Origin of the sequence: Pristimantibacillus sp. PTI5, from assembly GCF_048572955.1 — a bacterium.
Lineage (GTDB): Bacteria > Bacillota > Bacilli > Paenibacillales > Paenibacillaceae > Pristimantibacillus.
The window spans coordinates 40,318-53,241 of sequence record NZ_CP183886.1; the positions used below are offsets into that span (position 1 = coordinate 40,318).

The 12,924-nt window shown below is 50.7% G+C and carries 15 protein-coding genes; all 15 read right to left on the bottom strand.

Annotated elements, in window-relative coordinates; translation table 11 throughout:
* Positions 1–39: 39 nt before the first annotated feature.
* Positions 40–1,215 (bottom strand): hypothetical protein, encoded by a 1,176-nt coding sequence (locus tag ACN6MW_RS00215; protein ID WP_419873726.1) that lies wholly within the window; start codon positions 1,213–1,215, stop codon positions 40–42.
* 195 nt (positions 1,216–1,410) lie between these two features.
* The gene (locus ACN6MW_RS00220) at positions 1,411–1,989 is read right to left on the bottom strand and encodes a histidine phosphatase family protein (protein WP_419873727.1); all 579 of its coding nucleotides are present in this window, start codon (positions 1,987–1,989) and stop codon (positions 1,411–1,413) included.
* 67 nt (positions 1,990–2,056) lie between these two features.
* Positions 2,057–2,659 (bottom strand): anti-sigma factor family protein, encoded by a 603-nt coding sequence (locus ACN6MW_RS00225; RefSeq protein ID WP_419873728.1) that lies wholly within the window; start codon positions 2,657–2,659, stop codon positions 2,057–2,059.
* Positions 2,656–3,252, bottom strand: coding sequence for an RNA polymerase sigma factor (locus ACN6MW_RS00230; protein WP_364148835.1), 597 nt, complete (start codon positions 3,250–3,252; stop codon positions 2,656–2,658). Before ACN6MW_RS00230 ends, ACN6MW_RS00225 begins: the two co-directional genes overlap by 4 nt.
* A gap of 491 nt (positions 3,253–3,743) precedes the next feature.
* Entirely contained in the window at positions 3,744–4,940 is a 1,197-nt protein-coding gene (locus ACN6MW_RS00235) for a M20 metallopeptidase family protein (RefSeq protein ID WP_419873729.1), read from the bottom strand.
* Entirely contained in the window at positions 4,933–5,850 is a 918-nt protein-coding gene (gene sdaAA / locus ACN6MW_RS00240; RefSeq protein ID WP_419873730.1) for an L-serine ammonia-lyase, iron-sulfur-dependent, subunit alpha, read from the bottom strand. The genes ACN6MW_RS00235 and sdaAA overlap by 8 nt, the downstream gene beginning before the upstream one ends.
* Entirely contained in the window at positions 5,847–6,527 is a 681-nt protein-coding gene (gene sdaAB, locus ACN6MW_RS00245) for an L-serine ammonia-lyase, iron-sulfur-dependent subunit beta (protein WP_419873731.1), read from the bottom strand. Before sdaAB ends, sdaAA begins: the two co-directional genes overlap by 4 nt.
* Positions 6,528–6,544: 17 nt before the next feature.
* Entirely contained in the window at positions 6,545–7,612 is a 1,068-nt protein-coding gene (locus tag ACN6MW_RS00250; RefSeq protein WP_419873732.1) for a dihydrodipicolinate synthase family protein, read from the bottom strand.
* Between the two features lie 2 nt (positions 7,613–7,614).
* Positions 7,615–8,631, bottom strand: coding sequence for an NAD-dependent epimerase/dehydratase family protein (locus tag ACN6MW_RS00255; RefSeq protein WP_419873733.1), 1,017 nt, complete (start codon positions 8,629–8,631; stop codon positions 7,615–7,617).
* Between the two features lie 123 nt (positions 8,632–8,754).
* Positions 8,755–10,110, bottom strand: coding sequence for a hypothetical protein (locus ACN6MW_RS00260; protein ID WP_419873734.1), 1,356 nt, complete (start codon positions 10,108–10,110; stop codon positions 8,755–8,757).
* 171 nt (positions 10,111–10,281) lie between these two features.
* Positions 10,282–10,674, bottom strand: a complete 393-nt coding sequence (locus ACN6MW_RS00265; RefSeq protein ID WP_419873735.1) for a hypothetical protein — start codon at positions 10,672–10,674, stop codon at positions 10,282–10,284.
* A gap of 81 nt (positions 10,675–10,755) precedes the next feature.
* Positions 10,756–11,622 (bottom strand): OmpL47-type beta-barrel domain-containing protein, encoded by an 867-nt coding sequence (locus ACN6MW_RS00270; protein WP_419873736.1) that lies wholly within the window; start codon positions 11,620–11,622, stop codon positions 10,756–10,758.
* Between the two features lie 6 nt (positions 11,623–11,628).
* Entirely contained in the window at positions 11,629–11,772 is a 144-nt protein-coding gene (locus tag ACN6MW_RS00275) for a hypothetical protein (RefSeq protein ID WP_419873737.1), read from the bottom strand.
* 172 nt (positions 11,773–11,944) lie between these two features.
* A complete protein-coding gene (locus ACN6MW_RS00280) occupies positions 11,945–12,415 on the bottom strand; it encodes a hypothetical protein (protein WP_419873738.1) in 471 nt (156 codons plus the stop codon).
* Positions 12,396–12,698, bottom strand: a complete 303-nt coding sequence (locus ACN6MW_RS00285; RefSeq protein ID WP_419873739.1) for a hypothetical protein — start codon at positions 12,696–12,698, stop codon at positions 12,396–12,398. Before ACN6MW_RS00285 ends, ACN6MW_RS00280 begins: the two co-directional genes overlap by 20 nt.
* Positions 12,699–12,924 lie beyond the last annotated feature (226 nt).

Sequence of the window (12,924 nt, forward strand, 5' to 3'; positions counted from 1 at the left end):
TAGCTTATATTTGACCCTACACCAAGAGTGAATGAAAACTTAATGCAGCGTGACCGGTTCCAAGTCTTCCAAGCTTAAGCCCGATACGACCGCTCTTCCGGCCTTCGTCATTCTCACGACGGCCCCCTCCTCGGGATGCTCGCCAAGCCGCAGCAGCCCTAAATGAACCATCATCGCCATTACTCGCTGTTCTAGGATCGTGTTTGCATCGTCATAATAATAGGGTTTTATAAACGGCACAAGCACTTGTCTTAATGACTCTACCGTTACCCATTCCGCCGCCAGCGCGTTGATCCAGTGAACGAGCGACAGCAAATGCGTGATGGGCCCCTTATACAGCTTAAGCCAAAAGCGGTAGATTTGCTCCGCTTCGCCCGGGGGCTTGCCGTGCATGCGCTCCTCGCCTAAAGCCGTGACGCTCAGAACCGTCTGATTCTCGGTTATGTATTTTGCGTAATGGCAGTAGTCGTAAATAAACGAGAACCGATTCGGGTATTGATTGAAATGCCTGCCGTATCCAAAGCGCCATGCTCCTTTTGCAGGTAGCTCCTCCGTTACGCCGAATTTGTCAAGCAGCTGCAACGTGAATCGTTTGTACATAGAACCGTCAGCAGTCAATTGCACTTCATTATGGTACAAGTAATGAAGCAAATGCGTGATATCATCGTGGATAAGCATTTGCTCATCCCGATAAACAGGCGGCTCTTCCGTATACCGCAATTCAGCCGCGAACCTTTTGGCAAGCGTATCGCGAAAGCGGGCCTTCAAATCATTCGGCACCTGGAACAAATACCTGCTCGGTCCGCTGAAGCCGTTAAACAGCCAGCCTTGATGCTTGAATTTTGCAATCATCTCTCGCGGACTTAGCGGTTTGATTTCCGCTGCAGTCTTTTTTTTCGTTTTTTTTGTTTTGTTAAGCGATTCTGGTGCTGGTTGGATGGCTTCTTCGCCAAATCTGCTCTGCTGCACGCGGGCAAGCAAATCCTCCAGGCTGAAGGAATTTCGCGCTTCGAACAGCAAAGAGTTCAAGAATCTCAAGTCCTCCAACTTCATGCTGCTTATTTGAGCTTCAAAGACATCATTTCGACTTACGGTAGAGAGAATCGATTGAATCAAATCGTTTTTGGAATGTCCGTTGCACTCACATCTGTAAACGTCAGCAATTCTGCTAAGCTGTTGAATGTCTGCATAACCTAGCATATCCGATAAATTCATAACTCTCTCCTTTCTTCAGGAACCGACTTTTCAAGCTTCGTATTCCGTTTCGTAAGCGTATTATGTAATGGATAAGCTTCAGTTGATATCATTATGGGAAGATAACTATTGTTTTATAACCTAGTTTTCAAGGTTTTGCACAAAAAAAAGAGTCACGCCTTCTTAAAAACAAAGGCAGGACTCTCATTCATTGTTCTATGGTGTTAAGTGAATCGTACAATTATACAGCTGCGGATGCCATCCTTCTTCACGGCGCTCCAAAATCGAATAGGATAAGTTGGATAAATACTGATCTTCCAATCCGGTACAAACCTCTGCTAACAGCTGCGCCAAAAAGCTTCCATGCGAGACGACGAGCAGGTTCCGGTCAGGAAAAGCCTGCTTCCATTCATTAATGGCGCTCAAGCCGCGGGCCCTAACCGCTTCATTCGTTTCCACGCCTTCGGCTACGTTGCGCCAATCCGTTCCCCAGCGTTCATGCCGTTCCTGCTCCTTTGTACCCTCAACCTCTCCAAAGTAGCGTTCTCTCAGCCGTGGATCACTTTCAAGCAGAGGAATATTCAGCTTCTCGGCAATGATTTGCGCCGTGGCATAGGCCCGGTTCAAATCGCTCGATATGACGGCATCCCAAATGCGCTCCTCGCTGCTTAAGCGGTTCCCTAAAGAAATGGCTTGCGCAATGCCCGCCGCATTTAACGGAATATCGGTCTGTCCTTGAATTTTGCCTTCTTCATTCCAATCTGTCTTACCGTGTCGAACTAATCCGATTAACAAGCAGACGTCATCTCCTCTTCCTATAGATATAACAAAAGCTCCCTAAGGAGCTTTGGCTAGTCATATGTCAGTTCCGGGTTCTGGATAGCCAATTCAAAATCAGCAATGTCATGATCATTCCAAGCAAGGATAACGCAACATAATACTGCGGAAAGGCAGGCATGACCTTTAAAACGAATGGATCACTGATACTGGCTACGGGAACCTCCGCATAAAATCCGGTAGTAACAAGCCCGTCCCCGGATGCGTTTGCCGTGTCCATCAATCCGCTGATCTCGGCAATTTCCGCTTGTGACGCACCGCCGTGATGGTCAAAAACAAAAACAAAAAACGCGCTTGCAAACATAGCCATGAAGGCTGCAACGATCAAAGCAATATTGCGGCGGAACGATTTAGAAAATTGATAGCTCTTGTGCGGAACGGGCATTAACCAGGATTCCTCCGCATAAATGCGATCCATGACATTGCGATTTACATGCTCGATCGGTCCAAGGCTTTCCTCTTCATCCGATAGAAAACGAATCATTTCTTCGCTCTCTTCCCACTGCACAAACTGCTCCGCACATGCTTTGCACTCTAGCAAATGAGCGTCAATCGCTATCCGATCTTCATCATGCTCCGATAAATCCCAATATTCGCCGAATTTGTCTTGCGCATCGTTGCAATTCATCTTGTATTCATCCCTTCATATTCTTCCATCAGCGGCGATTGTCCGAAATAAGGCTCCAGCTGCGTTTTGACGCTTGCTCTCGCTCGGAAAAGCAGTGATTTAACGGAACTGACCGTTTGCCCTAAAATATTCGCGATTTCTTGATAGTCAAGCTGGTCATATTCCCGAAGAATAAGAGCAGAGCGCTGTTTCTCCGGCAAATTATTAATCGCCTCGCGTACCATAGCCATGCGTTCATTCCGCAGTACATGCTGCTCAGGCACGGCATCGAGCGCCGCCACAGGCTCGAATCCAGATTCGTCAAGCGACACATGCGCAGACTTTTGCTTGCGCAGCTCGCTTAGCACCGTGTTGCGCGCAATCGTATATAACCATGTCGAAAAAGAAGCATCCAGTTCGCGGAACGAATGAAGGCTGCGGTATGCTTTATAAAATGATTCGGAGCACAAATCCTCAGCCAACAGCTCAAGCTTTGCGCTCTTCAGCATATGATAGATAAAAGCCAAGATTTTTCGTTGATAGCGCCGCATAAGCTCGGAGTACAGCTCGACATTGCCATCCTTTATCTCACGTATTAATTGGGAATCAGTCATGACAGGCGAACCTCCTCCACCTGCGGATTATTCCTGGATCGCCACATAACATTGTACCGGCCCAAGAACGAAAAGTTGCGGTCTTTATCATAAATAATTCAAAAAATACGAGTATACATATTATTCGTGTTTCGCGGGCAAATTCCTGCCTCTTTCGACAAAAGGATAAAATACAATATTTTTACAAGTGAAAATATGAAATCAGAACTGCATACATAAAAAACCAGTCTCAAACGAAAACCTGGTTTCTTCAAGCAGCCCTATGATTCTTAAAAAGTATAATGGTTATCCATCCATTATATGCCTGCAAATATTTCAACCTGCTTCGGTTTGAGTTACCAATTAACGTGAAACCATAAAAAAACGAGTGTTGATGCGACTGCTTCCCGTCCCGGAGAGCAGTACCTTCAACACTCGTTATCCGTTTCAATCTAAAATAGCGCAATAACCGCCGACGGTCAAGAACGGTTTTGGCATTGTTGCATCGTCCATTAGGCATTCGCATATCCAAGCCGAAGGAGCACGATGCCGGCCAAAAGAGCGGCTCCTATAGGCAGGCATTCCTCGTTTAGGAGAAATTGGGGATGATAAAGTCCGTTGGCTTGATCGGCACACATGGCGGGACCGGATCCCAACCAGAAAAAACAACCGGGCACATGCTTCAAATAGTTCGAAAAATCTTCGCCAGCAAGAACCGGAGCCGCTTCGCTTCTATTCTCCGCTCCCTGAATCAAATCAATCGCCTCTTCGACCAGGCGGACTTGTTCATCATGGTTGACTAGCACAGGCACCATCTTCGTATAGCGAAGCTCTGCTTGACAGCGGTGAGCCTCTGCCGTGCGGCTAATCAGTCTTTGCAGCTTTGATGGCATTGCATCCTGAACGCTCCGGGAGAATGTTCGAACCGTTCCCGTCAGCTCCGCCCGCTCGGGTATTACGTTATAGGAAGCGCCGCCATGAAAGGACCCTACCGTAACGACCACGGGCTCAAACGGTGAGATTTCCCGGCTGACCGCTGTTTGAAGCGACAGCATGACGGCCGAAGCCGCAACAATGGGATCCACGCATTGATCAGGAATCGCGCCATGTCCTCCTTTTCCCGTAATGATGATTTCAAACCTGTCGACCGACCCCATAAGAGCACCGTGACGGGTCGCTGCTTTGCCGACCGGAAGCGTAGGAAGATTATGCAGGCCGTAGATTTCGTCAACGCCTACCAGAACCCCTTCTTCGATCATGGCCTGCGCTCCGGCATTGATTTCCTCGGCCGGTTGGAAGATGAATCGAACGCTTCCGGCCAGCATATCCTTTCTCTCCGACAGCAGCTTGGCTGCTCCGTACAATATGGCCGTATGCGCATCATGGCCGCAGGCATGCATTTTGCCGGGAATCGCTGAGGCGAACGGAAGATTGCTTTCCTCTTGGATCGGCAGGGCATCCATATCCGCGCGCAGCGCGATTAAAGGTCCTGGCCTCCCGCCGGCTAGGTCTGCAACGATGCCGTGTCCGCCAATGTTTCTTTTCACTTCGAGCTCAAGCTTAGTCAATAAACGCGCTGCCGAAGCGGACGTTTCCGCCTCCTCTAGGCTGAGCTCCGGATTCTGATGGAGCTGCCTTCTAAGTGCGATCAGTTCCGTCTCAATCGCTTTGGCCGCGGGAAGAAGCAATTGCAGCGACGGCTTAGTCATTATTTTCCTCCTTCGTTCCGGACAGGGACTTCTTTCTGCCTTTGGCCAGCTGCTCTATTATCTGCTTGCCGGTCGGCGTCTGGGCGAGCCCCCCTCTTGCCGTCTCGCGGTGGGCGTCGGGCATCGCGCTTCCCACTTCAAGCATGACCTGAATGACCTCATCCGATGGGATTACGCTTCTCACGCCTGCAAGCGCCATATCGGCTGCCGCCAGCGCATTCACCGCGCCAAAGCCGTTGCGGACAATACAGGGAATTTCCACCAATCCGCCAACCGGGTCGCAGATCAACCCGAGCGTATTCTTTAAGGCCAATCCAACGGCGTGGACCGCTTGGGCAGGCGAGCCGCCCTTCAGCTCGACAAGCGCCCCGGCTGCCATTCCGATTGCAGAGCCGATTTCGGCTTGGCAGCCGCCCTCTGCGCCGGATATAAAAGAATTGTTCGCAATTACATAACCGATTGCACCAGCGCAGAAAAGACCCTTGACCATATGATCGTCATCCCAGCCGAAGCGCTCTTGGCTGCTGGCGAATACGCCGGGTATAACGCCGCAGGACCCGGCGGTCGGCGTCGCTACAATGCGTCCCATGGAAGCATTTACCTCAGAGACAGCCAGCGCATAAGCCATGGCAAGTCCGGTAAACGGCTCGAGTGAAGCTTCCGGCGTACGCGTATATTCATATACGCGTTTGGCGTCGCCGCCGGTAAGCCCGCTTCGGGAGGTTTTCTCCGAAGCAATGCCTTTCGTAACGGCATCTTTCATGATGCCGTAATATTTTTTCATTTTCTCCCATTCCTGGTCGGCCGAGCGCCCGGATTCCTTCGCTTGATCCTCCAGCATTATCCGGTATATCGGCTTGCCTTCATCCGCGCATACCATTGCCAATTCCTTCAAAGTGCTGAATCTCAAAGCGGTTCACCACCATTCCATTCGATATAATCATAGCTTTTTACGTGTGCCAGCTTTTTAATTTCGTTTAAGAGCTTCTCCGGAATCGCGCCATCCGTCTCGATAACGGTTGCCGCCCGCCCAAGCCTGGCTTTGCGGTCAACATCCATGTAACCGATATTGATACCGGCATCGCTTAGAAGCCGCGTAAGGCTTGCCAGCACGCCTGGACGATCGACATGATAGACAATCAGAACCGGGTAATTGGACGTAAACTTAAGATCGAACCCGTTTACCTCGATCACTTCAATATTGCCGCCGCCAATTGAGCAGCCCGTCATCTGGCAGCGCCTGCGGCCCGAGCTTAGCTTAATCGTCAATGTGTTCGGATGAACGGAAGGCAGGCTGCTTGCCTGAAAGCTTATCTCCATTCCCGATTGCTCGGCCAGCTGAAGCGATTCCGGTATTCGTTCGTCATCCGTATCGAACGCGAGCAGCCCGGCTGTCACGGCCAGATCTGTTCCGTGTCCGCTATAGGTGGCGGCAAATGATCCATAGAATACGATCTCCGCGCTTTTGGGCTGTTCCCCGAACAATCCGCGGGCGACTCTTCCAAGCCGAACGGCGCCCGCCGTATGCGAGCTGGAAGGCCCGATCATGCCAGGACCAATAATCGAAAACACGTCTTTAAAGCGCATAGCCCATTCGATACCTCCTAAGTCAGCCAGTCCGCGAGATGCAGCTTAACAAATTCATCATCGTTCAAATGAGGGTAGTCCCGATAAACCCGGTCTATCTCTTCCTTCTGGCCCACAGACAGCTCTTCATGCGGGTTCAAGCACCAGGTTCCTTTCATGAGGCCTTGTCGGCGGAGCACCTCATGAATACCGGGTATGCAGCCGGCAAAGCCGTGTGCCGGATCAAAAAACGCCGCATTCGAGTCCGTTACCTCCACATTGAGAGTCAGCCACTCCGCAGGAATCGTGTCATAAATTCGAGCCCGTTTTATTTCTTCCAGCATTTGCACCGCTTTATGCGTCCATACGGCCCAGTGCCCGAGAAGTCCGCCGACAATTCTTTTCTCAACCATTTTGCCCTCCGCTTGAAACCGGTAAACTGACATTAAATCATTGACAATATTATCGTCATTGCCTGTGTACAGGGCAATTTGCTCTCTGCGCGCGGAGCAGCAAACGGCACGGATGACATCAATCGTATGATAACGGTTAAAAGGAGCCAGCTTGATTGCAATTACGCCGGGAATGTCGGCGAACGCGCGCCAGAAGCCAAAGCTGAACGTTCTCCCTCCTACGGAAGGCTGCAAATAAAAACCGATAACCGGTATAACCTCCGCCACTCTCTCCGTACGGCTTAATAATTCTGCTTCCGACCAGTCCTGCAGCCCTCCCATGCTCAGCAGGCCCGCCTCGTAGCCGAGACCTGCAGCGAGCTCCGCTTCGCCCAGCGCTTGCTCCGTAGGTCCGCAAATGCCGGCTACCCGGATAAATGGACGGCTTAGCTTACCTTTATCAACCTCTTCCGCCGCCAAACGAAGAACTTTCTCGAAAAGTCCGAATTTCGGATCGCGGATCTCAAATTGCGTTGAATGTACGCCTACGGCAACGCCTCCCGCTCCTGAAGCCATGTAATACCGGGTTAACGCACGCTGGGAGATTTCGTCCAAACGGCGATTCTCGTCAAGCGCCAGCGGGTGGGCGGGAATGACGAGACCTTCATGGAGCGCATTTAGCTGCTCGGGTGTCAATGGATTGAAATGGATCATATTCAGAATTTCCCCTTTCTTTCCTGAAAATGCGTAGGTTTATTCAGCGTTGCTCCGCCTGCCTCCACCCATTCCGCAGTCCAATCGATCATCTGCAGAAGCGTAACGCGCGGGTAACCGAAGCGCTGGTGGCATTTTGAAGCATTGTTCAGCAGTGCATTCTCTGCTTCAGCCCCTTCGAACTGCGGCTCTGTACCGAACCTTTTTCCAAATTCCTGGGCAGCCCAGCGTATCGACATCGTCTCCGGCCCGGTGACATTCAGAAAATTGACCGGCGCTTCGCAGGCAAGCAGCGAACGTATCGCAATTTCGTTCGCATCTCCTTGCCAGATCACATTCGCATGCCCCATCGTTAAATCGATCGGTTTACCGCTCTTCACGGCTTTTGCAATTTCAAGCAATACGCCGTACCGCATGTCTATGGCATAGTTGAGCCTATATACGACCATAGGGATTTGATAGGTTTTAGAAAAATGCTCGAAAACCCGTTCCCTGCCCAAGCAGGACTGGCCGTATTCTCCAATCGGAGCCGGCGCCGCCGCTTCGCTTGCCCCGCCGTAACCAACGGGCGTAAAGGGATAAACGTTGCCCGAAGAAAATACGACGATTCGGGAGTTCCGGTATTTCACGGCAACTCTTCCGGGAAGATAAGCATTCATAGCCCACGTAAAGGATTCGTTTCCCGTAGTGCCGAATTTGTTGCCGGCCATATAAATGACATTTTCGGCGTCCGGCAGCGCTTGAAGTTTCTCGTCGTCAAACAAATCGCACGCGATCGTCTCCACGCCTTCCGCCTCCAGCTGTTGTTGCAGGCCCGCCTCCGAAAATCTTGAAACACCGATTACTTTTTTGCTGACGCCCGCTTTCTTGACCGCGTTCATCAGCAGCCTCGCCAAGCTCGGTCCCATCTTCCCGCCAACACCGAGAAGAAGAATATCTCCGTTTACTTTCTTTATATCGTGAATAAGCGCCGCGGACGGTTCGGCCAGCTTGGCCTCGAGTTCTTCAATCGTTCTCATAGGTTCAACAATCTCCCTTCCAGGTTTGAGGCTATCTTCATCATAGAGACTGCCCGCTTAAAAGACAAATCTTTTAATTGTCTATAAATAATTAATAAAAAACCGGATCGCGATTGATCCGGTTTAATTACCGACCTTATCCTCCAGAAAAGCAAGCTTGAAAATTTGTCGCGGCCTGCCCTTCGGAACCTTTTCGACTCCCGCGATCCGAAGCAAGCCCTGATCGATCCACTGCAGGACTAAGCGATGCGTGCTCCGTACCGTGATATCCAAAATGGCAGCCAGCTCGTGCACCATATAATCCACCCGGCCGCTTCTCGCCACGTGTGCCATCAGCCTGCTCAAATAGACCGATGTCATGCCGGCATCCTCCGCTTTCTTAATTAAACCCGCGTCGGTCATCGATAAGGCAATTTCCAGCGGATCCGCCATGGCAAGCGGTCCGATAAAAGTCTTGTCCTCTCTGACGATAAAGCAAGTATCCCCGCCCGCGTCCTTCGATTTCCGAAGAGCGTACCTGGCATGCGTGCCCGCTTCGTTCGCCGACCGTCCAAAGCCGATGCCGATGCTCAGGGACAATCCGAATTTTTGATTTGCGTGCCTGCCTAGCGGAATCGTCTTATACCCGCCCGTCTCTCGTTCAAAAATGCCGCGAGTCGTAAAAAACAAATATTCATCTCCGCCGAGATGCGTCAGATAGCCGTCTAAGGACTCTACATAGTCCAGCAGCATCCGGTGGATTTCCAGCTTAAACTTTTGGACCTCATGCTCCGAGGTATGCGTATGGATCCGCTTCTCGAAATGATCAATATTAAGCAGTCCGACTACGATTTGCGCTTCCTTGCTTTGCCTGGTTTCCGTCGAAAGCAAGGCTCTCTCAAGAGCAACCGTAATGTTCTGGTCTGTCGGAATGATCCACTCATTCGGAATCCCCCGCTTTGTCAGCGCATCGGAAACCGCCCCTTCCGCCGTCAGCGCCGCATCGCATGCGCCGCTCTCATATAGCTGCGCGTGGAAGGCCGTTAGCGCTTCCTGCGTGGGATAAGAAGCACCGTTAAAAATCGTCGTCTGCACACGGGATTCATTAATTTCCTTTAGCGATTTGGCGATCATTGGCCCCCCTAAAGTGTCAATCGATACGCGGAGCTCCTTTTCTGGGCCAAGCGCGTTCTTCAAGCGGGACAATGACCGGTAAAAGCTCGTATCCGTCAACGGCACATGATGAAGCGCGATTTTCAAACTCGTTTCTTCCCGTATTCTATGGTATGGCATAGGTCCGGTTACCAAAATAACCTCCGCTTCGCCCGCGATTTCTTCGGCAAGCGCCGGAGCCTCTTCCTCTTTCCTGTATATCCTTGCCAGCGGGCGGAAGGAAGGAAAAGCATTCAGTACCCTCAGTATCCGCTTGACCAAAATCTCGGGCCCGATTACGCCGATCGCAATGCCTTTCGCGGTGTTGATGTCCGTTTCATTCACCATACAAATCCTCCAATATTTAAAGACATCATCTTTAATGAGTCTATTAAGGAGCATAGCATGAATGTGTCTGGCCAAGCAACGATCGAACCGTAAAACATCATTCCTTACAAAAACACATAGCAAAAATCGGGGATCCCAAACGGGTCCCCGGAATTAATACGCTCCCGTATTTTAAAATTGGAATACCACAACCGGATTTGCCATCGTATTTTGCGTCACTTGTTTATTTGTGCCGCCGTAACGCATGGCAAATGCGTACTCGCCAGGCAAGAGCTGCTTGCTCGCCTCGCCACTGCCGGTCGTACCGAAATTACGCCAGCCTCCGGCGTAATAGCTTGACGTGCCGCCGTCAACGGGATTTCCTTGGCTGTCCTTCAACCGCAGCTCGACCTTGACCGTATTGAACACGACGTTTGGATCCGTTCCTATATGCTGAACCTTCTCCTGGCGCGTACCTTCATAGCTTATGGAAAAGGAATAGCTTTTTGGCGGCAGAGATCTGCTGGCTTTGCCGATCGCATCCGTTACGCCGAAGGTTTTCCAGCCTCCGTCATAGTAGGACACCGTTCCTCCGCTTAACGGATTGCCGCCGCTGTCCTTTCATTCGATTTTCACCGCCGTAGCAGCAAGCGAAAACGATAACGTTTAGGCAGACTCTGCGTTTCCTGCTGCGTCCGAGGATTTAAAGAGCAAAGCGTAATTGCCCTGCATGTCAACCGTCACGTCCGATCGATAGAGCTGCCATGTCGTCCCGTTGTCCAGGCTGTATTCTGTCTTCTGCACGCCTGAACCGGTATCTGCCGCATGCAAGGATAGAATAACCGGCTGCGCCGGGTCCAGGATTGCTGTCGTGACTGGCGGGACCTTATCAATATTCCGGACTTCATAACTCGCAGCAGGCGATAGATTGCCGGCAAAATCCTTCGATCGTGTATACAAAATACCATTTTCCGCAAAAGTGATCGGTTCCGTATAGACCGTCCAATCGCCGCCCTCGCCCTTTTTGTTTTCCTTCACCGCTGCACTTGGCGGGTAAGTGATGGTGACAGCGACATCCGAGTTGGTCGGAGCGCTGATATTTGCATTGAAAGCTGGCGATTCCGGCTGCGCATCTTCACTTGACGTATAGGTCAGCGGAATCCGGTATTGAGCTCCCGCTGCGATGTCGTAATTAAATCCTTGGCTGAAATCATAAGGATCCTTATAAGAACGGACAAGCGAAATGTCCCCGATATCGAGCTTTATCCGATTTCCGTCCAGCGCGGTTACGCCTTTGATGCGGAATGTCCCTTTGCGGACGCCGTCAATTTGAATCATGATGCTTTTACCGACAAGATCAATGATTTCCGCGGGTTGTGTGGCAGCCTCAATAATGATTTCGTTTTGCGCGGCCAATGCTTTCGTAAAGTCAGCAACCGTCCCTGTTACCGCGTCAAGTTTCTCTTCTATGATACCGTCGTCCAAAGCGATGTACGAGCCGTCATGCACATAGGTGTTGGCCGTCCCGTCCACCGCGCGCTAGTTACTCGTTCTTCCATGATCCATCAGCTCGAATTGGCCATTGTTTAAGTTTGCGCTGAGATCGGGCGGAACTTCGCGAAATCCCGCATCGTCAAAATAGGTCGTTCCGACATTAGCCGCGCCTAAGTATAATCTTACCATCGCGTATTTTGCCGTCGGCGGAGCAATCGAGGAAACACGGACCTCATTCCATTCGTTTAACGAGGTAATGCCTGCATTCGCAAGCGTCAGTTCGCCGCCGGCTTCATTTAAAAATTCAATGTAGACGGCCGCTGATCCGCCTTCGATGTAGGCATATGCGTAAGCTTCGTATTTAAAGCCCCGCCGTAACCGGAATCCGCGCGCTGCGCAAGCCTATCCCGCCATTGTTTTTGGAATCCATTATTTTCACGCTGCGTTCGCCTGAACGCTTCCTCTCCGTCGATGTCGAGCTGGTTGCGTCGAATAAGGTGCTCCAATACCTAGGCAGCCCGTCCATAACGGTCTCCATACCGCCGTTTCGGAGCATGACATTCGGGTCTTGCGCGAGGATTTGAATTTCTGCGTCATCGAAATAGGAAGTACCGATATTGCCGAGTCCCGAGTAGACCCTTAAGCTTACGAATTTGGCATCCGGCGGCGCTGCGAGGTTGAGACCGAGCTGCTTCCACTGGTTGGTCGTATTGTTGCTGGCGTTGGAAAACAAAATGAGATTCTGGTTTATGTCCCAGAATTCCAAAAATACGGAGGAGCTTCCTTGGAAGTTGTAAGTAAATGCCGAGGCTTCATATTCTTGTCCGGGCAACTTGCATTTTCTGGCTGCGCAGGCCAACCGGAGCCGCACTGCTGGAGTCGGATAACTCTACGCTGTAATTCCCGCTATGCACCTGATTAGCGGAGGAAGCCGCGGTGCCGCTGATCACCGACCATTGGAGCGGAATTCCGTTTGCAACCTGCTCGAAACCTCCATTAGGCACAAGCGGCACCGAATCAGCCTTTGCCTGACTTGGATAAAAGGTAATTCCCGAGAGAAAAACGGCAAGGCTCAAAACCAAGGATAGAAACGGTAAAGCTTTAACTCTACTCATCAATCAACCATTCCCTTCACGCTAATTTGGGCAAACGGCGACAAGTAAAACGCTTTCATTCCATGTTTCAATTCATTATATTTTTTTGCGTCTGCCCAAGATAGGCGCCTATTTCAACAAATTGTCCATTAAATCAATAATTTCTTCCTAAATGAAAAAAGGTTATCCAGCAAGTCTTCTGCGACCGCTGGATAACCCCGTTATGAATAGCCACATGATGACATAA

Bases quoted from the DNA above. Each gene is read 5' to 3' on its own strand.
- ACN6MW_RS00275 (WP_419873737.1), bottom strand. From the start codon at position 11,772: ATGGTAAGATTATACTTAGGCGCGGCTAATGTCGGAACGACCTATTTT.
- sdaAB (WP_419873731.1), bottom strand. From the start codon at position 6,527: ATGCGCTTTAAAGACGTGTTTTCGATTATTGGTCCTGGCATGATCGGG.
- ACN6MW_RS00225 (WP_419873728.1), bottom strand. From the start codon at position 2,659: ATGAATTGCAACGATGCGCAAGACAAATTCGGCGAATATTGGGATTTA.
- ACN6MW_RS00230 (WP_364148835.1), bottom strand. From the start codon at position 3,252: ATGACTGATTCCCAATTAATACGTGAGATAAAGGATGGCAATGTCGAG.
- ACN6MW_RS00255 (WP_419873733.1), bottom strand. From the start codon at position 8,631: ATGAGAACGATTGAAGAACTCGAGGCCAAGCTGGCCGAACCGTCCGCG.
- ACN6MW_RS00250 (WP_419873732.1), bottom strand. From the start codon at position 7,612: ATGATCCATTTCAATCCATTGACACCCGAGCAGCTAAATGCGCTCCAT.
- ACN6MW_RS00215 (WP_419873726.1), bottom strand. From the start codon at position 1,215: ATGAATTTATCGGATATGCTAGGTTATGCAGACATTCAACAGCTTAGC.
- ACN6MW_RS00235 (WP_419873729.1), bottom strand. From the start codon at position 4,940: ATGACTAAGCCGTCGCTGCAATTGCTTCTTCCCGCGGCCAAAGCGATT.
- ACN6MW_RS00260 (WP_419873734.1), bottom strand. From the start codon at position 10,110: ATGGTGAATGAAACGGACATCAACACCGCGAAAGGCATTGCGATCGGC.
- ACN6MW_RS00285 (WP_419873739.1), bottom strand. From the start codon at position 12,698: ATGAGTAGAGTTAAAGCTTTACCGTTTCTATCCTTGGTTTTGAGCCTT.